This is a genomic window from Bradyrhizobium sp. USDA 4353 (genome assembly GCF_054063215.1).
In genome coordinates, this window is record NZ_JBSSGB010000001.1 from 1353507 (window position 1) to 1372730 (window position 19224).

General features: G+C 66.5%; 18 protein-coding genes and 1 tRNA gene. 10 read left to right on the plus strand and 9 right to left on the minus strand.

The window, feature by feature from the left end:
* Window positions 1-57: 57 nt before the first annotated feature.
* Window positions 58-804, plus strand: a complete 747-nt coding sequence (locus ACVILH_RS05980; protein WP_456712073.1) for a GntR family transcriptional regulator — start codon at window positions 58-60, stop codon at window positions 802-804.
* Window positions 805-820: 16 nt separating this feature from the next.
* Here the strand turns inward: ACVILH_RS05980 and ACVILH_RS05985 are convergent, their stop codons facing one another.
* From ACVILH_RS05985 to ACVILH_RS05995, 3 genes are all read right to left on the minus strand, one after another.
* On the minus strand, window positions 821-2416 hold the full coding sequence (locus ACVILH_RS05985) for a hypothetical protein (RefSeq protein WP_456712074.1): 1596 nt from the start codon (window positions 2414-2416) through the stop codon (window positions 821-823).
* Between the two features lie 97 nt (window positions 2417-2513).
* Window positions 2514-4022 carry a glycosyltransferase gene (locus ACVILH_RS05990; RefSeq protein WP_456712075.1) on the minus strand — a complete coding sequence of 503 codons (1509 nt, stop codon included), beginning with the start codon at window positions 4020-4022 and terminating at the stop codon, window positions 2514-2516.
* A gap of 602 nt (window positions 4023-4624) precedes the next feature.
* Complete coding sequence (locus tag ACVILH_RS05995) at window positions 4625-5122, minus strand: YchJ family protein (RefSeq protein ID WP_456712076.1); 498 nt, start codon at window positions 5120-5122, stop codon at window positions 4625-4627.
* A 498-nt stretch (window positions 5123-5620) separates the two neighbouring features.
* Here ACVILH_RS05995 and ACVILH_RS06000 point away from each other — a divergent pair, with 498 nt between their 5' ends.
* Entirely contained in the window at window positions 5621-6673 is a 1053-nt protein-coding gene (locus ACVILH_RS06000) for a hypothetical protein (protein WP_456712077.1), read from the plus strand.
* 551 nt (window positions 6674-7224) lie between these two features.
* Here ACVILH_RS06000 and ACVILH_RS06005 read toward each other — a convergent pair.
* The gene (locus ACVILH_RS06005; protein WP_456712078.1) at window positions 7225-7974 is read right to left on the minus strand and encodes a DUF7168 domain-containing protein; all 750 of its coding nucleotides are present in this window, start codon (window positions 7972-7974) and stop codon (window positions 7225-7227) included.
* Window positions 7975-8299: 325 nt separating this feature from the next.
* Between ACVILH_RS06005 and ACVILH_RS06010 the strand changes: the two genes are divergently transcribed.
* From ACVILH_RS06010 to ACVILH_RS06020, 3 genes are all read left to right on the plus strand, one after another.
* Entirely contained in the window at window positions 8300-9355 is a 1056-nt protein-coding gene (locus tag ACVILH_RS06010; protein WP_456712079.1) for a sugar phosphate isomerase/epimerase family protein, read from the plus strand.
* Window positions 9356-9367: 12 nt separating this feature from the next.
* Complete coding sequence (locus tag ACVILH_RS06015; RefSeq protein WP_456712080.1) at window positions 9368-10543, plus strand: Gfo/Idh/MocA family protein; 1176 nt, start codon at window positions 9368-9370, stop codon at window positions 10541-10543.
* Window positions 10544-10811: 268 nt separating this feature from the next.
* Window positions 10812-11015 (plus strand): hypothetical protein, encoded by a 204-nt coding sequence (locus ACVILH_RS06020; RefSeq protein WP_456712081.1) that lies wholly within the window; start codon window positions 10812-10814, stop codon window positions 11013-11015.
* A 102-nt stretch (window positions 11016-11117) separates the two neighbouring features.
* Here the strand turns inward: ACVILH_RS06020 and ACVILH_RS06025 are convergent, their stop codons facing one another.
* The 3 genes from ACVILH_RS06025 to ACVILH_RS06035 all read right to left on the minus strand — a co-directional run bounded on the left by ACVILH_RS06025 (window position 11118) and on the right by ACVILH_RS06035 (window position 13669).
* Window positions 11118-11624 (minus strand): deoxyribodipyrimidine photolyase, encoded by a 507-nt coding sequence (locus tag ACVILH_RS06025; RefSeq protein WP_456712082.1) that lies wholly within the window; start codon window positions 11622-11624, stop codon window positions 11118-11120.
* Between the two features lie 141 nt (window positions 11625-11765).
* Entirely contained in the window at window positions 11766-12341 is a 576-nt protein-coding gene (locus ACVILH_RS06030) for an FAD-binding domain-containing protein (RefSeq protein ID WP_456712083.1), read from the minus strand.
* On the minus strand, window positions 12338-13669 hold the full coding sequence (locus ACVILH_RS06035) for an ABC1 kinase family protein (protein ID WP_456712084.1): 1332 nt from the start codon (window positions 13667-13669) through the stop codon (window positions 12338-12340). The genes ACVILH_RS06030 and ACVILH_RS06035 overlap by 4 nt, the downstream gene beginning before the upstream one ends.
* A gap of 776 nt (window positions 13670-14445) precedes the next feature.
* Here ACVILH_RS06035 and ACVILH_RS06040 point away from each other — a divergent pair.
* Together ACVILH_RS06040 and ACVILH_RS06045 are read left to right on the plus strand one after the other, a co-directional pair.
* Window positions 14446-15087 carry a DUF6036 family nucleotidyltransferase gene (locus tag ACVILH_RS06040; protein WP_456712085.1) on the plus strand — a complete coding sequence of 214 codons (642 nt, stop codon included), beginning with the start codon at window positions 14446-14448 and terminating at the stop codon, window positions 15085-15087.
* Window positions 15088-15117: 30 nt separating this feature from the next.
* Window positions 15118-15324, plus strand: coding sequence for a nucleotidyltransferase family protein (locus ACVILH_RS06045; protein WP_456712086.1), 207 nt, complete (start codon window positions 15118-15120; stop codon window positions 15322-15324).
* A 296-nt stretch (window positions 15325-15620) separates the two neighbouring features.
* On the opposite strand, the gene ACVILH_RS06050 is transcribed toward ACVILH_RS06045, so the two are convergent.
* Together ACVILH_RS06050 and ACVILH_RS06055 are read right to left on the minus strand one after the other, a co-directional pair.
* Window positions 15621-15710: transfer RNA gene (locus ACVILH_RS06050), tRNA-Ser, on the minus strand.
* Window positions 15711-16192: 482 nt separating this feature from the next.
* The gene (locus ACVILH_RS06055; protein ID WP_456712087.1) at window positions 16193-17335 is read right to left on the minus strand and encodes an ROK family protein; all 1143 of its coding nucleotides are present in this window, start codon (window positions 17333-17335) and stop codon (window positions 16193-16195) included.
* 360 nt (window positions 17336-17695) lie between these two features.
* On the opposite strand from ACVILH_RS06055, the gene rplU reads away from it, so the two are divergent.
* The 3 genes from rplU to ACVILH_RS06070 all read left to right on the plus strand — a co-directional run bounded on the left by rplU (window position 17696) and on the right by ACVILH_RS06070 (window position 19211).
* Window positions 17696-18079, plus strand: coding sequence for a 50S ribosomal protein L21 (gene rplU, locus ACVILH_RS06060; protein WP_456712088.1), 384 nt, complete (start codon window positions 17696-17698; stop codon window positions 18077-18079).
* 132 nt (window positions 18080-18211) lie between these two features.
* Entirely contained in the window at window positions 18212-18481 is a 270-nt protein-coding gene (gene rpmA, locus ACVILH_RS06065; protein WP_009026714.1) for a 50S ribosomal protein L27, read from the plus strand.
* 139 nt (window positions 18482-18620) lie between these two features.
* Window positions 18621-19211 carry a GNAT family N-acetyltransferase gene (locus ACVILH_RS06070; protein ID WP_456712089.1) on the plus strand — a complete coding sequence of 197 codons (591 nt, stop codon included), beginning with the start codon at window positions 18621-18623 and terminating at the stop codon, window positions 19209-19211.
* Window positions 19212-19224 lie beyond the last annotated feature (13 nt).

A 19224-nucleotide genomic window follows, 5' to 3' on the forward strand; every position in this document is an offset into this window, starting at 1 on the left:
AGAATGTGCACATTTTTTGGAGGTGACCTGCCGCGCCATTGGGCCTAGCAGTTGGGCATGACGATGCGAGCGCAGCGAATCGGGAAGGCCAATCCCGCAGAGGACGAGGCGGTCTATCAGGCCATCCTGCGCGCGCTGCTGGAGGGCAAGCTCAAGGCCGGCACCAAGCTCGCCGAGACGCCGCTGGCGTCGATCTTCGGCGTGTCGCGCGAGCGCATCCGCAAGGTGCTGCACCGGCTCGGCGCCGAGCGCCGGCTGGAGATGATCCCCAATCGCGGCGCGCGGGTGCCGCGGCCGACGCTGGAGGATGTCAGGCGGGTCTATGAGGCGCATCGCGTGCTCGAGGCCGGTGTGCTCAGCCAGCTGGTGTTGCGGATCGATGACCTCCTGCTCGCCCGCCTCGACGCGCATCTCGCCGAGGAGCGCGCCGCCGCCCAGCGCGGCGACCGCGCCGCCTCGGTGCGGCTGTCGGGCGCATTCCATGTCCATCTGGTCGATGCGCTCGGCAATCCGGAATTGTCACGCATGCTGGGCGACCTGCTCAGCCGCTCCTCGGTGATGGTCTCGGTGTACGAGCCGGCGGCGCAGTCGATCTGCGCCGTCGACGAGCACGGCGCCATCGTCGACGCGCTGCGCGACCGCGATCTCTTGCGCGCGATCGCGGTGTCGCGCGAGCATTTCCTGCATGTCGAGGGCCGGCTGCGGCTCGATGCAACCGAGCCCCCGGAGAGCGAGGATCTCTCGGCGATCTTCGCCCCCGTCAAACCGCTGCGGCGCAAGGCGCGCTCGGCACAATCGGGATGACTGCGCCGGCGCATGGTCAGCTCCGCGGCGGGCTCGCGGGCGCGCACCAGGGCAGCGCCAGACGCGGCAGGTAATAGCCGCTCCACTCGCAGACATGTTCGGGCCCCTGGCGCTTCAGCGCCATCTTGACCGGCTCGGCCTGGCTGATGCCGACGTGCAGCACCAGCAGCGCGGCGGCCACGGGATAGGCGAAGCGGGAGAAGCTGACATCGGCGAGGCGCTCAAGCAGGACCATGCCGGCGATGATGATCAGCGGATCGGTGAACACGAAGTACTCGATCTTCAGGCCGCGGCGAACGCCGAGCGTGTCGATGCCGATGGCGGTGAGCAGCAGCAGCGTCGCCTGCAGTGCGGCCAACCGCTCGCCGCGCCTGAGCGCGACGACGATGCCGGGGATGATCAGCCAGGTCAGGAACACCGTCGGCCGCGCCGACGGTTGCAGCACGAAGGTGTAGCGCCTGACGACGCCGAGCAGGCCGGACAGCAGCAGGCCGATCGCGCCGCTGACACTGCCGGCGGCTTCGGGCGCGTCGACATAGGTGATCATCTTCTCCAGGGGATTGAGCACGACGACGACATTGTTGAGGTCGTAGCTGAGATCGAGGGCCAACAGGCCGATGGCAGCACCGGCCACCGCTGCGAGCAGCGCGGCGAGCGTCTCGGCCGTGCTCACCCGCCGCAACCGCGAAAACAGCAGCATGCAGGCTGCGACGAGACCGAGCAGCGCAAGCTGATAGACGCCGAAGCGCCCGAGCAGCAGCGGCTTGAGGCCGGCGGCCGTGGCGTTCGCCGGAGCGAAGCCGGCTGCCAGCAACGGCCACGCAGCGCTCGCGGCAACAGTTGCAACGAGAACTGCGGCCAGGACGGCCGCCCAGGCGGGCGGCGTTCGCCAGAATGCCGTGCTCGCGCCCGTCTCACTCCCGAACGGCAGCACCAGAACCGGCATTGCCGCGATCAACAGGATGGCATGCACCTTGTTGGTGAGCCCGAGCATGCAGAGCAGCGCGGCGAGCCCGACGATGAGCGGGCGGGCGTTGCTGGCGTGCCGCGCGGCGATGATCAGCAGCATCAACGCGAGGATGCAGAACGAGGCCGCGATCATCTCGCTGCGCAGGATGCGCAGATGCATCTGCACGCCGCCGGAGAACGCGAAGGCGGTCACGGCGAGCGTGGCGATCCGCCAGTCCGGCACCAGACGGCGCGCCAGAGCGGCAAAAGCGATGAGGATGCCGGCGGCGGTGAGCAGCGCGGCGACGCGTCCGGCATGAACCGCAGATGTCATCGCCGCATCGAACGCTGCGCGATCCGACGCAAGCGGGATTGCCGACAACGTCCAGGCGTCGAGCAGGCCGAGCCGATGCAACCCCGCGAACCAGGCCTTGACCGAGAGGATGGTGAGATAGGCCGGGTGATCGAAGAACACCTGCGCGCCGCCATCGTTCATGGCGAGCGCGTTGTAGATCACCATGAAGTCCATGTCGGCATTGCGCCAATAGACGGTGAAGTAGGCGACGAGGAGGAACGAGACCAGCGAGAGCAGCAGCGCCATGGCCACGCCGCCGCGCCAGCCGAATAGCGTGAGGCGGTCGAGCGAGTCTTTGCTTTTGATCATGCCGACATCGCACGAGCGGGGCGAGGGAGCGCATCGCGAACGACGTACGACGCCGCGTCCAACGTCGGCGGCGTGGCGCGCATCGCTCCACCCATCCTCAGATCGCCTTGATCTTGAAGAATGCGAACACGACCATCTTCAGCAGCATCCAGCCGTGGCGGAAGCGGGAGATCTGGGTTTCGCCGTAGCTGCGCGCGGCGTAGCGGATCGGCAGGTCGATGGTCTTGAGGTTCAGTTTCGAGGCACCGAAGATCAGGTCGAAATCGCCGAACGGATCGAAATCGCCGAAATACGCCTTGCCGGCCTTGAGCCTCACATAGTCGCTGCGGCGGATCACCTTGGTGCCGCACAGCGTGTCGGTGTAGCGCTGGTTGAGCAGCCATGAGAACAGATAGGAGAAGGTCTTGTTCGCGATCAGGTTGAGGAAGCGCATCGCGCCCTCGTCCATCGGATAGACCAGACGCGAGCCGTTGATGAACTCGCCCTTGCCCGACCGCAGCGCCTCGAAGAATTTCGGCAGCTGCTCCGGCGGCATGGTGAGGTCGGCGTCGAGGATCATCAGCACGTCGCCGCGCGCGGCGTCGAACGCTGTGAACACCGCATCCGCCTTGCCCTTGCCCGGCTGGCGCATCAGCTTGATGTCGTGATCCGGAAAGGCGGCGCGCACCCGCACCATTTCTTCGTAGGTGCCATCCTTGCTGTGGCCTTCGATGAAGATGATCTCGATGTCCTGGCAGAACGCGGCGATGCGCTGCACCGCGGGCGCGATGTTGCCGCGCTCGTTGCGGGCGGGGATCACGACGGTCGCCGAGCGGACATCGTCGGACACACAGCGCATCGACCGCGCCACCATATAGTGCCGCAGCGACAGCGCGCGCAGGCCGGGAAGCACGCTGAGGAAGCGATTGGCAAAGCGGCCGACGCCGGCAAGCCGCAGCGGCGACAGCAGGCGCTGCTCCGACTTCACGGCGTCAAAATCGGCGAGACAAGCGAGATTGCGCAGGTCCGCCGGCGACAGCACGTTCTGGTCGGGCTGCGGCATGCGCAGGCCCATCGCCTCCGCGGCCTTCAGAAGCGGATACCAGAGGTGCGAGAAGTGGCCGATGACGAGCCGGGTCTCGCGCGTGCACAGCGGATGGAGGCGCTCGATGAAGCGCTGGCAGTCGTCGAGCAAGCCGATGGTGTCGAGCACCAGGATGACATCGAACGGGCCGGACACGGCCATGAAGGTTGCGGGATTTTCGGCGTCGCCGGCGATGAAGGTGAGATCGGGATGCCGGTCGCGGGCGATCGCGATCTGCTTGCTGCTGATGTCGATGCCGACGCCATAGGACGGCGTCAGCGCCGCCAGCGTGTCGCCGATGCCGCAGCCGATCTCCAGCACGCGGCTGCCCGGTGGAATCAGGAAGCGCAAGTAGCGCTCATCCTCCGCATGGAAGTAGGCGGACTTGTCGCGCCAGCCGGCGCGGGTTTCGGCGAAGCGGTCGGCATGATCGAGGATGGCGGCCTTGCGTGGCGACAGGACGATCGGCGCGGAGGTCTCGACGGCCGTGGCCCGCGTCTGCTCCCATTTGTCCTGCCGGATCTGCTCTCTCGCTTCCGTCACCTGACACCATCCTTGTTGGCCTGCATGCTTCTACGCCAGCCGCATTGGGCGGGGTGATGGCGGAATTGGGGTGACGGGGCCCGGCGTCGACAAGACGCGTATCGAAGCATGACAACAAGCAGCCGCAAACGATGCCACGGCGCTGTCCGCGCCCGGGCTTTGCAAATCGTTCGCACTCTCGCAGGCGCAGGGAATGCCGAGTGCTGGCCGCAACCCATGGCCCGCCTGCAACAAGAAAAGCAGGCGGCAGTCACCACAGGTCCAGCCGATCAACCGGCATTCCCTGCGCGATGGGCTTAACGTCTGCTCCGCACTCTCCCCGGGGACCGGCTTGTTTGCCCCCGTCACCCGATCACACGTCATGTCATCAGGGCTTGGCGCCAGCATCGGGGCGCCAGGACCACACGGCTTGAACGTCCGAAAGGCTTGCCAATCGTCCAGCGCATCAGCAGCTGACAGGCCCGCGGCCACCGCTCCCGGCCTCTACGTATCGTGACGACGCGTACGCCCCTCTGCATGAGGACGGGATGCCCGGAGTAGAGCGTGATTTCGGAAAAATAGCAAGTTCTAATTTCGCGAATCCGAAACGGCGCGGCAGCAGCTCAACGGCCGCAGCAGAACTTGAGCTTCTTGCCGCTGCCGCACGGGCATGGATCGTTGCGCCCGACCTTTGCGGTCGCGGCTGCCCGCTTCGGCTCGCTGACGACCGCCCGCGTCTCGCCCTCGACGAAGCGCCACGCGCCGTCGCCGTCGCGGCGGAATTGCGAGACCTCGTGATGCTCGACGGTCTTGCCGGACTCGCGATACGTGGCGACGAAGCTGACGACGCCGTCGGCGTCGCCCTCCTGCCCGCGCGCGGTCGAGACGATGCGCAGGCCGAGCCAGGTCGCGCGCGTGGCCCAGCCCTTCGCCGCGACGGCATCGAAGGCGCCGCGCGGGTCGCTGGCGAGCGTCGCTTCGATGTAGCCGATGTCAGCGCGCGTATAGGCCGTGTAGCGCGACCGCATCAGCGCCTCGGCCGTCGGCGGCAGCGCATCACCGCTGAGATACGGAGCGCAGCAGCGATCGAAGACAAGGCCTGAGCCGCACGGACATGGCATCGTTTGCGAGAGCTCCGATTCTGACGCGGTATTCTAGCTTAGCCCGCGGCCTGCGGCACTGATGTTCGATGACCGAACGCATCCCCTTCACGCGCCGGTTGTGACTCCAAAGCCGCAGCGTGCCACTGTTCGCTGTGGCGGCGGGCGCCACACGCTCGGCGCGGTTTCGAAACCGGCGAATCCGTGTTAACCATTGGTTAAGAACAAGGGTGTTGGGCGCACGGCTGACCTGCCCGGCCCCGCGCGGACCAAACTTTCCGGGCGCCGCCTCATTACGTGGCGCCTGTGACCGCAGCCCACCGCATCATCGGCGGCGCGGGCGCGTGAGACGCCAACGATTTCTTCGCGCGACGCCAGCCAGGCCGCAAGAAACTCAGGCCCGCCTTCGATACGGGCCGCTGCTCATCTCCCGATCCCTGAGTGACCCAGATGCCGGCGCGATGAGCGTTGCGTGCAAACGCAGACTCGTGCCCATCGTTAACCGCTGGAGCAGCCCCGATGGCTGACGAGTCCGTCGTTGCGTCGATCATCCCCTGGCGAGAGCCGAAAACGGCCAAGCCGCGTCCGAAACGTCCCAAGGTCGTCAAGCCGCGGCCGCGCGCCAAGGCGGACAAGGCCGACAAATCCGAGAAGATCAAAGCGGCGCTCGATGACGAGATGCTGGCGTCCGAGACGCTGATCATGCCGGACTTCCTGGAGCTCGTGAACGAGCCCGCGAAAACGCCGGTGAAGACACCGGCTGCGGCGGAGACGTCACGGACGGAAGCGGCCGCGAGCGCAGCCTCCGCGGCGATGTCGCCGCCGGCCCCGCCGGCCACGGTGGCGCCACGCGAGGCGCTGCAGCCGCTCGACGGCGAGATCGTTGCGCCCAGTGCGCCGGTGGCTCCGGCCAAGGTCGAAGGTCCGCGCCTCACCGTCTCCTCGGTGCTGCTGCAGCTCGCCGCGCTGGCGCTGGCCGCGGTCGGCATGGCGATGAACGGCTGGTTCGCACATTCGCTCGGCTCGAACAGCACCGCCGGCTGGATGTTCCTGGCGATCGGCGTCACCGCCGACCTGGTCGCGCTGGTGATGCCGACCTGCGCCGCAAGGCTGTGGCACGCCCGCCATCGCGCGTCGGCGCTCGCCGGCTGGATGGTGTGGGTAATGACGTTCGTGTTCGCGCTGACCGCGGGCATCGGCTTCGCATCGACAAACATCAGCGACGTGACCTTGGCGCGCGCCTCGCGCGTGACGCCCGCGGTGCAGGCAGCGCAGACAGCGCTCGGCGATGCGATGGCCGCGCGGGACCGCGAATGCAAGGGCGGCGTCGGCAAGTTCTGTCGGGAGCGCGAGGCTGCCGTCGCCGAGCGCCGCCAGGCGCTGGACGCCGCGATGGCCGCGGTGAGCAAGACCGCCGATCCGCAGACCGAGGCCGCGATCAAGCTTGTGGCTTGGATCTCGCAGGGACGGCTGACGCCGTCACCCGACGACTTCGCGATGCTGCGCCTGATCCTGCTGGCGCTCCTGCCGCAGCTCGGCGGCATCCTGCTGATGGTGGGGCGCAGAGTGTGAGCTCCACGATCTTCCGCGCCACTCATTCGGGCCCGATGTCCTTGAAGATCGCTTGCTTCTGTGCGGCCTGTTGGCCGGCCGTGTCGAGATGGTCCTTCACTTGGCTTTCCAATCCAGCCCACTGCTGTCCAGCTCAGTCTTACTTGGGACGCAATGTCGAGACTGTACTCGACCAGGTGAAGCAGGCCGGCAGCGAGTCCTGGTCGGTATTGAGCGCGGCCCTGCGAGTCCCACAAGGCGTTCGACACGGCCAACCAGGCGGCGTGGAATGCGCTGAACGGCACAGGTCCGAAGAGTTGAGCCGGAGACTCACGTGACGCATCGGCCCTGTTCAGACTGTCGGCACACCATCCGTCACATTCGACGAGATCGCGTTGCGCTTGAACGAGCCGATCCGGCCGCCGCTCGCAAGCAGCCCTGTCGTGTCGTGAACGCTGGCGAAAGAACCGCGCGTTTTCCGCACTTTCGCCGGTTAGAGAGAGAGAGGGACCAGTCTGCGATCCTGCCCTAGGCGCGGCCCGGATACTACTTGGGAAGCCACTTCGATCGCGTCACCCACCGCTGCGCTTCGCCCCGCCGCCGAGGCCGGGATTGATCGCCACTGTCGCGCCGGCGGCGCCGCCGGCCTCGTAGGCGGTCATCGACACTGTCCGGCTCGTGCTTCGGGCCGAGCGCAGGTTCAGATCGAGCTTGCCGAACTCGGCATCGACCACCGAGGTCTTGACCACGACCAGGCCGCGGCCGCTCGAGGCGTTGGCCTGATCGCGGCTCTTCTTCATCGCGACCAGCCGCTCGGCGATCGAGGCGACCATGCCGAGCGCGAAGGAGGCGTTGGCGAGGTGGCGGTCCTGGTGGCGGAAGCGAGCATAGTCGATCGTGGTCTTGTAGCGGCCGAGCTCGGCGCGCACGGAATTGTCGATCAGCTCGGTCAGGTAATGCGCAACCTCGACATCCGCAGGCAGGCCGAAGAACACGTAGATGTTGTCGCCGGCCGTGTTCTTCTCCCGCCACACCCGGCAATCGCAGAACAGCGCGATGGCGCCGATGCAATCGTCGATCGGAATGCGCTTCTTGCGATGGGTCTCGTAGACCTTGCGCTCGCAGGACGAGGCCTTCAGTTCCAGGTCCGACAGCGACAGATCGTGGCGGTCGAGCAGCTCGGCCACCTTGGCCGCCGCCGCCAGCGCCTCGTCCTCGGTGCAGCCATTGGCGATGGTCTTGGCACGTAAGGCCTGGATGCGCGCCTTGAGCTTGTCCAGCGCTGCGGCATCGGAGGCGGTGAATGTGGAGGCCTGGCTCAACGGTGAATATCCATCAGACGAGGACTTGAAGCCTGCGCATCGCGCTGGGCCTGTAGCGAGAGCGCCCCACGATCGCTATCGGCTTGGCTCTTATACCCCGGCTGAGTAGATCCCGGCTCGGCGGATAGCTCAATCAACGGCTTTTTCCACGTCGTCCTCTTCGCCCCTGTCCCTACGGCCGGCTTGGCGCTGGCCGGCCCAATCGACGCAGCAAATTGAGACTGGTCGAAAAATGCGCAGCGGTTCCGACATGGCGGACACGCCGATGCGATGGCAAGATCGCGCTCCGCAGCACGCGCCAATCCACGCAAGAAGGGAGCATGCGATGAAGCAGATCAAGGGACCGGCCATCTTTCTCGCCCAGTTCGCGGGCGACGCGGCGCCGTTCAATTCCTGGGAGTCGATCTGCGGCTGGGCCGCCTCGCTCGGCTATGAGGGGGTTCAGATCCCGACCTGGGATAGCAGGCTGTTCGATCTGCACAAGGCATCGGAGTCGCAGGATTATGCCGACGAGGTGAAGGGCATCGCGGCGCGGCATGGGCTGGCGATCACCGAGCTCTCGACCCATCTGCAGGGCCAGCTCGTCGCCGTTCACCCGGCCTATGATGCGGCCTTCGACGGGTTCGCGGCGCCGGAGGTGCGCGGCAATCCGGCGGCGCGCACGGCGTGGGCGGTTGACCAGGTCAAACGGGCCATCCTGGCGTCGCGGCGGCTCGGGCTGACCGCACATGCGACGTTTTCCGGCGCCCTGGCGTGGCCCTATATCTACCCGTGGCCGCAACGTCCGGCGGGTCTCGTCGAGGCGGCGTTCGATGAGCTCGCGCGACGCTGGCGGCCGATCCTCGATCATGCCGAGGAGCATGGCGTCGATCTCGCCTATGAGATCCATCCGGGCGAGGACCTGCATGACGGCGTGTCCTACGAGATGTTCCTGCAGCGGGTGGGCAACCACAGGCGCGCCAATCTGCTCTACGATCCCTCGCACTTCGTGCTGCAGCAGCTCGATTATCTCGACTACATCGACATCTATCACCAGCGCATCAAGGCGCTTCACGTCAAGGACGCCGAGTTCAATCCGACCGGACGCCAGGGCGTCTATGGCGGCTTCCAGGGCTGGGCCGATCGGGCCGGCCGCTTCCGCTCGCTGGGCGACGGCCAGGTCGATTTCGGCGCGATCTTCTCCAAGCTGACGCAATACGACTACGGCAGCTGGGCCGTGCTGGAATGGGAGTGCGCCATCAAGCATCCCGAGCAGGGCGCGCGCGAGGGCGCCGGCTTCATCAGGAGCCATATCATCGAGGTCACCGAGAAAGCGTTCGATGATTTCGCCGGCTCCGGCGCCGACAACATCGCGAACCGCAAGATGCTCGGCCTGGCTTGAAGGGAGGAGCAGATGGCCATCAGCGCAAGCCATGAAGCCGGCCGACACGATCGCATCAGATTGGGAATGGTCGGTGGCGGACAGGGCGCCTTCATCGGCGCCGTGCACCGCATCGCCGCGCGCATCGACGATCAGTTCGAGCTGGTCGCCGGCGCGCTCGCCTCCGATCCGGAACGCGCCAAGATCTCCGCGAGAGAGATCGGCATCGCGGACGAGCGCGCCTATGGCTCGTTCGAGGAGATGGCCAAGGCGGAAGCCGCGCGTCCCGACGGCATCGAGGCGGTCTCGATCGTCACGCCTAACCACATGCACGCCCCCGTCGCCAAGGCCTTTCTGCAGGCCGGCATCCACGTCATCTGCGACAAGCCGCTGACGACGACCGTCGTGGAAGCGGAGGAGCTGGTGGCGTTGGTGCGGTCGACCGGCAAGGTGTTCGTGGTGACGCACAACTACACCGGCTATCCGATGGTGCGGCAGGCGCGGGCCATGATCGCGAGCGGCGAGCTCGGCGATCTCAGGCTGGTGCAGGCCGAATATCTCCAGGACTGGCTGACCGAGCCGCTCGAGCAGAGCGATCAGAAGCAGGCGGCGTGGCGCACCGACCCCGCCCGCTCCGGCCCGGGCGGCTGCATCGGTGACATCGGCACCCACGCCTACAACCTCGCCTGCTTTATCAGCGGGCTCGCGCTCGATGAGCTGCTCGCGCAGCTCACGACCTTCGTTCCGGGACGGCGCCTCGACGATGACGTCCAGATCCTGCTGCGATGGAAAGGCGGCGCCAAGGGCATGCTGTGGGCGAGCCAGGTCGCCGTCGGACACGAGAACGGCCTGACCTTGCGCATCTCCGGCAGCAAGGGCGGCCTCGAATGGGCGCAGGAGAATCCGAACCAGCTCTGGTTCACGCCCTATGGGAAACCCAAGCAGCTGCTGACCCGCGGCGGCGCCGGCACGCTCGGCGCAGCCACCCGCGTCACCCGCATCCCCTCCGGCCACCCCGAGGGTTATCTGGAGGGCTTTGCGACGATCTATGCCGAGGCGGCACAGGCGATCCGAGCGGCCAGGCGTGGAGAGAAGCCGGATCGCGCGGTGCTGTTTCCGACCGTCGAGGATGGACTCGCCGGCGTGAAATTCATCGATGCGGCGGTGAGATCGTCGGCTGCGAAGGGCGAGTGGGTGCGGATGAATTGAGGGATGGATGGCTTGACTGATCCCGCAAGGCGTCGTTGTCGCAGCGATCAGGCGGTGAGCGAGGCGGCCCAAGAGCGCCGTCGCGAGCAAGGCGTCGGATGGCAAAAACAAATTGATGCGGAGAGCGACAGGTCCCCTTCTGATCCAACCTGCTCCGCGCACCGTTGCGACCTCAGCCCCCGACGCGGTGCATTGGCTGCGGGCCGGGCGTTTGTCTTCAGAGCCGGTATGATCCGACATGCAAACCCGCTGCCCGAAATGTACGACAATGGTCCGGTCGAACGACGGCGTCACATGGGAAATTCTCAACAAGGGGTGCGTCGAGCTGGTGGATACGCCATGGGCCGACAAGCCCGAATTCTGCCCGACGCTCTCGCAGGTCACGGAGCCCGAGGTCGCTTTGCCGGGGGTTACCAACCGCAGCGCCGTGCTGGCTGAGATCGAAAGACGGAAGGTCGTCGAGTTGCCGTGAGAGCAGGAGCTCCGTCACGCGCCGCACTGTGCAAATGGCTCGAATGGAGCGAGCGGCTCAGTAGTGGCATCGTCGCAATGCTTGCGATCAACGAAGACATGTTCAACGAGATAGCTCCAGCTCCGCCAACAGCAGCGGAATCCGCTCCCGCACCTTGAAGAACCCGGCCGTTGCGAACGGCCATAGCGTCGCGTCCCACGGCCGTCGCCATTCGGCGAGCGTAAGTCCTGCGGCTGCGAGCGCCGGCTCGGCTGCCGTGAGCCAGTCGCGCAGCGGCCCCTGCGGCACCTCGGCGGTGATGATCTGCGTCACGCCGGCGTCTCGCGCGCAGGCGACCAGCATCGCCGGGTCCGTCGCCGTCAGCGCGGTGGCTGTCATGCCAGTGCGCGTCGCTGCATCGCGCAGCGCGGCGGCCTCGAATGCCACGACATTGCTTGCCACCGGGCGCGGCGAGCGCAGATGCGACGCCGACAAGGTCGCCGCGCCGCGCCAGGCGAAGCCGTCAGACTCGAATCCGGTCAGGCCACAATCCTCCTCCGTGATCAGCCACAGCGACGGCGCGTCGCGCCGGGGCGCGACGAGTGCGCGCAGCGGCTGCAGCGGCGGCAAGCCGTCCGGCTCCTCGCTCTCCAGCCCCTCCGCCGGCGTGGCGATCTCCTCCGGCCGCGGCGCGAAGCGGCCGCCGCTATACTGCGCGATGTTCGAAGCCGTTGCCGCATAGAATTTGCCGCTTGTGTGCAGCCCGGCGACCTAGCGCCAGCCGAGCGTGTTCGAGGCCGGATCGCCGTCGAGCAGATGGCGCAGGAAAAAATCCGCGCCGAGCCGCCACGGCAGGCGGAGCGTGAAGATCCACAGCGAGGCGAACCACATCCGCGCGTGATTGTGCAGCGTGCCGGTGGCGACGAGCTCCTGCGCGAAGGCATCGAAGCAATCGAGGCCGGTGCGTCCGGCCTCCGCCGCTGCCACACGCGCCTGCAACGCGCCGTCGGCGGCGAGCCGCGCCAGATCCGTGTCGCGTCCCTGGACATACTGCGCCCAGACCTGCGGCCGCCGCTCCAGCCAGCCCTTGAAATAGCTGCGCCAGATCACCTCCTCGACGAACTTGTCGGCCGCGCCGCCATGCGCCGCGACCGCGGCGCGCACGACCTCCTCCTCGGTGACGAGCCGCCGGCGGATCCAGGGCGACAGGCCCGAGACGGCCTGCGGCCGGCCCGGCCCATGATCATGGTTGCGTCCCGCCGCATAGGCGCGGCCGAGCCGCGGCAGCACCGCCTGCAACTGCGCCAGTCCGGCTTCGCGAGTGGCGATGGGCGTCTCCGCGCTCATGCGCGGTACGGCGCGACGCAGGCCGCGCAATCCACTTTCGCGCGTAGTTGCGTCGCGAGCAGATACAGGCCGCCGATCTTGCGGTGGAGGAACAGCGTCGCGGCCGGCGGCACATGGATGAGGTCGCGGTCGAGGCCGAGCGCGAGGCCGCGGTCGCGCAGCTCCGCCAGCAGGTCGTGGCGCGCGAAATCGTATGGTCCAACTTGGCGCAGCGGCGCCATCGCACGCAGGAACATGTCGACGATCGCCTCCTGATGACGCGGCGCCGTCGCGGCGTCGAAATAGCCGATGCTCTGCATGGCGGCGCGGCTCGCTGCGCGGTCGGCATCGAGCCCGGCGGCGAGCAGCGCGCGGAACGAGGCCTGCAGCTCCGGCGCGATGGGCCTGACAGCGCCGAAATCCAACAGCACGATTCGTCCGCCGTCCGGCGTGACGCGGAAATTGCCGGGATTGGGATCGGTCTGCATCGCGCCGAATACGAACAGCTCGCGCATCATCAGGTCGATCAGCCCGGTCATCGCGGCGTCGCGCGGCGTGGGCTCCGCCGTCGCCAGCGACGCGATCGGCCGGCTGTCGACAAACTCCATCGCCAGCACCTCCGGCGTCGACAGCGCCGTCACCGGCGCAGGCACCACGAAGCGCGGATCATCGCGCAGAAAACCGCCGAAGGCGCTGAGCTGCGCCGCCTCCGCGGCATAGTCGGCCTCCGCATGCAGTTGCGCCTTGGCGGCGGACAGCAGCGGCGAGATGTCCATCTCACGCGGCAACAGGCCGGGCAGGCGCAGCAAGGTGGCGATGTTGTCGACGTCGCTGTCGATGCTGGCGCGCACGCCGGGATACTGCACCTTGATGGCGAGGCGCTGGCCGTCCAGCGTCTCGGCGCGATGCACCTGGCCGATCGAGGCCGCCGCGAACGGCCGCATCTCGAAGCTTTTGAACCGCGCCCGCCAGCCGTTGCCCCAGGCCCGCGCCAGCACCGGCTCGAGCTGCGGCGGCGGCATCGGCGGCGCCGCCTCCTGCAGCTGCGCCAGCAGCGCCGCGGCCTCCTTCGGCAGCACCAGCCCCGGATCCAGCGACAGCATCTGCCCGAGCTTCATGGCCGCGCCGCGCAGCCCGGCGAGGCCGCTGGCGAGCCGCATCGCCTGCGCCGGCGCCAGCAGCAGCTCCGGCAACCCCGGCCGCCGCCCCTGCGCCAGCTGCCGCAAGCCATCCGTCACCACGCCGCCGGCGATCCCCGCCGCGATCCCACCCAGCCGCAACAGCCGCCCCGGCCGCGACGACGGCACGGCGGAGAAGCGCGGCAACGGACGGTCGGAAGCAGAACTCATCGGGCGGAACTCCAGGGGCATGGCAGCTATACGAACGAACCCTGCCCCCGGTTCTCCCGGCTCTCGGCGCGCCAAGCTTACGACGCCTCGCAATGGTGCTGCATCGAACTTCGGTCCTTTCCGGATCATGCTCTCGGAGCGTGGCTCCGCAGGTCGCAGAGCAAGAGCCGGAGCCATCGTTCGGCCCGAAGATGTGATCTTGGGCACGACAGAGCGTCGGTGCTCGGTAGCGGCTCCGGCAGGCTGCTCCCTCCCTACGGGCAAGGCCGAGGGGAAGGACGGACAATTGAGGGTAAGTCGGCCAGCCGGCCTAAGTGGGGACCTTTTCTGTTGCTCAGCGTCTGCTATATTTGGCTGAGGTTCACGAATGTCTGGCCTTGAAAAGAGCCGTCAATGGGCGACGGACTGAACGAAGGGGTCGTGGGCGATACCGCAAAGCTGATGATGCATCGGCTTATCGTGCGGATGCTTCGTCGCGACCCATCCTTGGTCGAAAAGGCCAGGGTGGTTCATGAACGTCAGGCGGACCAATTCGCCGGTTGGCCTTTCGTGCGCGAATGGCAAGACCTGCTTTCGCTCCCCCCTAGCGAATTGGCATCGAAGCTTATCAGTCGCGACCGGGAGATGGTTCGCCTGCGGAACACGTCACCGTTCTATCTCGCCGAAGGCGTCGATTTCCGCGATTATGACGTCCGAGTTCGCCTCAGAAGGGCAGCGAGAAGAGTTGTCCGACGGGGACTAAGCGCTCAATTGGCTGCGCCACCTGCGCCTGCCCCATGACCGCGAATCGTCGTTTTCGGACGTTGGACGACCTCCTCAGGGTTGTCCGTGCACTCGCCTATGAATTCAATACAGATACCGTTTTCGTCGTCGGCAGTCAGGCTATTTTGGCATCTATGCCGGACGCACCTGAGCCCGCCCGGGCGTCGCCTGAGATCGATGCTTTCCCAGCCAACGCCCAGATATGGGAGATCGGGGAAGCGCTACGGTCAACGGATGGCGTTCCCCCTTTGGCGTCGGAACACATCGATGGATTGTTCGGACAAGGCAGCCAATTTGACGCAACGCATGGCTTCTACATCGACGGCGTCGACGAGACGACTGCGAAGTTACCTCCCGGATGGCAAATGCGTGCTGTCACTGTACGGGATGAAGTCGCTGGCCGGACTGTGTTCGGTGTCGCGCCCGGCACTGAGGATCTGATCGCCTCCAAGGTTTTACGTCTGGAGAATCGAGACAAGGTGTTCGTCGAGGCAATACACGCGCAAAGACCTCTCGACCTTGATCTGATCGAGCAGAGGATTCTGGAAATTCCGGACACCGATTCGGCAATCCAGCAGAGAGCGGTCAACTACATCAGAAGTCTGAGGCCGGAGGCGCCCAAGCTGCCATGGTCGTCCTCGGACGAGGAAGACTAGCGTCTGCGGCATGCCGCGATCTTCGGGTCCGTGGCGCGCGGCGAAAACGGACCGGACAGCGATGTCGACATCCTGGTTGACCTCGATCCCGAGATGGTCGACGACCTCCTCGCCGACAGCCAGGTGCAACAGGCCCTTCAGGACATCATCGGACGACCGGTCGACATCGTCATGCGTGGCGACAACAGGCCGGAGTTGGTTGCCGCGGTCGTGCGGGATGGCATTCATGCCTGTTGAACACGCCCGCATCGACAGCCTCAGGGACATCGTCAAACGCGGCGATCAGGTGGCGGGATTACGGCGGGATTACGGTGACGCTGCACTCTATCTACTAAAGATCGAGCGATACGACGCCTAGCGCGGTCGGACAGCAACACCGCGCAATCGCAAAAAGAACGCGATGGCGCGCATGCCACCGTCGAGGAGAATGCGCTCCAGAGCGAGGTTGGCGGCGCCGACGGTGCCGTCCTCCGGGCCATTGTCTCGCCTGAAGGCGGACTTTCAGCTTGTCAAGAGCCGTACCTGACGGAGAATGGCGGAGAGGGAGGGATTCGAACCCCCGATAGGCTTGCACCTATGCCGCATTTCGAGTGCGGTGCATTCAACCACTCTGCCACCTCTCCAGGCGCAAATCAGGGGCGAGGCCCTGTGGTCGGGCGCCCTTCTAGGGCACGGCGGCGGGGGTGACAAGGCGGGGGAGAGGATATTTCCAACCGAAAACCGCCGGCGCGGCCGAGAGCGGCCGGGGAATGCGTCCGAGGCGAGCGGCGCAGGGGGCCCGGCATACGGGGCGCCAAGACGGGTGGGACCGCCGTACGCTGACACATACCGGCGGCCCCGTGTCGCTACATCTTGGGGAAACCGACGGAAGAGACGGGGGTCAATCCGGCCGGCCTGAGCGACGCGGCGGACCCTGGGGCATCGGAGCGTGCACTGCAACGCAAAGCGTTTCTTAACCTAACCAGTCAAGGTTACCGGGCTTTGCCCCACTATCCAATTGGTGTTGCGGTACTTTTTCGAAGGCCGCGGGGTCCCGGCACCGGCTAGGGCGACTATGCTGCGCAACATGTTGCACCGGGCGCAGCGGCCTGGAGAGCCCATCGGTTCAATCTTTCTTCTTTTTGGCGGCCTTCTTGTCGTCCGCCTTCTTGTCCTCGGACTTCTCGTCCTTGTCCTTCCGGCCGTTCTCCTTGCGGCGGTTGGTGAAGCGGGCATTGCCGAGGCCGGTGCCGATGGTCAGCACGCCCCAGCGCTCGAACTCCTGCATGAACGGCACCTCGGAGAGGCCCTGCACGACGCCGTCATTGTGCATCAGCACCGCGGTGTCGTGATCGCCGATCATCGGGATCGCCTCGACCAGGCTGGCCGGCAGGTTGAACTTGCTGCTCTCCCAATTGCCCGGCAGGTTCTGCGCACCCTTCTCGATCGAGCCGTCCTCGTTGATGACGCCGGGACAGGCGATGCCGATGAACGGCGCGAGCCTGAGGCCCTCGGTGTCGGCCTCCTCGATCAGGCCTTTCAGCATCTTGGCGAGCCGCTTCACCGCGCCTTCCCGCGTGGGCTCGTCGTCGGCATGGCGCCAGAGGTCTGACTTCCAGACCGACGCCTTCGAGAGGTCCGGGGTCTTCTTCCAGCAGGTCTCGACGACGCCGCACCGGATGTTGGTGCCGCCGATGTCGACCGCGAGGATGCTGTCATGGGCCTCGAAGATCCAGGACGGCGCCAGGTGCAGCGCGCCGATCAGGCCGGCATCATCGGGATGGTAGCGGATCGGCTCCAGCTCCACCTCGAAGCCTTCGTCCTTCAGGATGATCTCGGTGCGGGCGATGGCGAGCTCGCCCAGGCGGGAATCGCGAAAGCCGCCGCCGACCACGATGCATTCGGTCTTGGCCCAGGCCTTGGTGCGCAGAAAACGGCGGGTGACATGGGCAAGCTCCTGGGCGAACTCCTCGATCGCCGAATGCACCACGGCGGAGGCCTCGGTGTCGTCGCCGACCAGGATTGCGTCCAGCGCCTTCTTGCTGATGGTCTCGCTGTCCTCGTCCCCGAACGGGTCCTTGCCGGATTTGCGTAAGGGTTTGCGCCAGCGCTCCAGGATCTTGCGGAAGGCGCCCTTGGAGGCGCGGTCGCCGAGGAAGCCGTCCTCGTCCTTGAGCTCGATGTTGAAGCTGTCGATCTCGACCGACGGCAGCCGCGCGGCGCCGTGACGGGCAATGCCCGTGGTCTTGGTCATGACGTCGTCGGCCATCTGGTCCCTGCTCCGTGTGTCCTGCGTTAACTGCGGACGGAACAGATGGTTCTGGGGGGAGACAGCGAATAGCGAGGAGCGAATGGCGAATAGGGAGACCCCCTTCCCCACTCGGTGCTCCCTATTCGTCACTTGCCCTTGTCCTTGACTCGTCGGTCCGGGCCGCTATAAGCGCCCGATCGACCGGCGCGAGCTTCTCGCGCCGATTGTCGTTGCGCGTATCGGACTGGCCTTGATGCCAGGGACACGCCGACGCCGGCTCCGATCGGGCCGGACCACATGAACCATAACGACTGAACAAGAAGCCGACCCGGGGCGTCAGCGCACCGAGGCCGGGATCGAACACGAAGGATGAGAACGATGTTCGCAGTCATCAAGACCGGCGGCAAGCAATACCGCGTCGCCCCGGATGATGTGCTCGAGATTGGCAAGATCGACGGTGAACCCGGCACGATCGTGCAGCTGAACGAAGTGCTGGTGGTCGGTGGCGACACCCCGGTGCTGGGCATTCCGGCCGTGGCCGGCGCGTCCGTGGCCGTCGAGGTGCTGGACCACAAGCGTGGCCCCAAGGTCATCGCGTTCAAGAAGCGCCGCCGCAAGAATTCGCGCCGCAAGCGCGGCTACCGGGACGAGCTGACCTTGATCCGCGTCTCGGAGATCCTGACCGACAACGCCAAGCCGACCAAGGGCCCGCGGCCGAAGAAGGCCAAGGCGGACGCCCCGGCGGCCGAAGCCGCGGAGTAACACGCAGGCGCGCATGGCGCGCCGCATCGGCTTCAAACCTTCATCGCGCGGATTTTTCGTCCGCCCCCAGCAAATGTGAATGATCCCTTAGCGGAATCGCGCTAATGGTGATCGCGAGATCGGAGACGAGCAATGGCTCATAAAAAGGCAGGCGGTTCATCCCGCAACGGACGCGACTCCAAGGGCAAGCGCCTCGGCATCAAGGCGTTCGGCGGCGAGCGCGTGATTCCCGGCAACATCATTGCGCGTCAGCGCGGCACGACCTGGCATCCCGGCCTCAACGTCGGCATGGGCACGGATCACACGTTGTTCGCCAAAATCGAGGGCGTCGTCGAGTTCCATGACCGTGCCAACCGCACGTTCATCTCGGTACGCCCGGTACTCGCAGAGGCTGCTGAGTAAGATACGGTGGAACAATTCGCGTCCGCCGGGTCCTGACAAACCGGCGGAGCGCCAGATGGCTCCAGGGGAGGCGGGACAACCGGCCTCCCCTTTTCATTTTCGCTGATCGATTGATCCCGAAGCGTCGATGGAGCCCGACATGCTGCAGGACATCACCACTCCCACCTTGCGCGAGGCGAGACCTTGCGTCCTCGAGACACCCCGGCTGGCCCTGCGTCCGCCCGTGCTCGCGGACGTCAAAGCGATCGCCCGGCTCGCCGATGACCGGCGCATTGCCGAGAACACCCGCCGCCTGCCGCATCCCTATTCCGAGGTCGACGCCGCGCGCTTCGTGCGCGCGCTGGAGCAGAGCGGCGAGACGGCGTTCGTGATCGAGCATCTGGATGCGCCGATCGGCATCGTCGGCATCAACCGGCCGGCGTCGGGGCGCGCTGAGCTCGGCTACTGGCTGGGCGTCGAGCATTGGGGCCGCGGCTTCGGCACCGAGGCCGCGCGGGCTGCGATCGATGACTTCTTCGAGGGTGGTGAGGACAATGTGCTGATCGGGCATGCGCGGGTCAGCAATCCGGCCTCGCGCAACATCCTCGAAAAGTGCGGCTTCCAATGGACCGGCGTCGAGCTGCACCGCTTCGAGGTGATCGGCTCCTCGGCTCCGGTCGATGCGTTCCGGCTCACGCGCGGCGTGTGGGCGTCGCTGAAGGCCTGGGCGAATACGGGGCGGCGGCGATAGGCGGGACCACCCT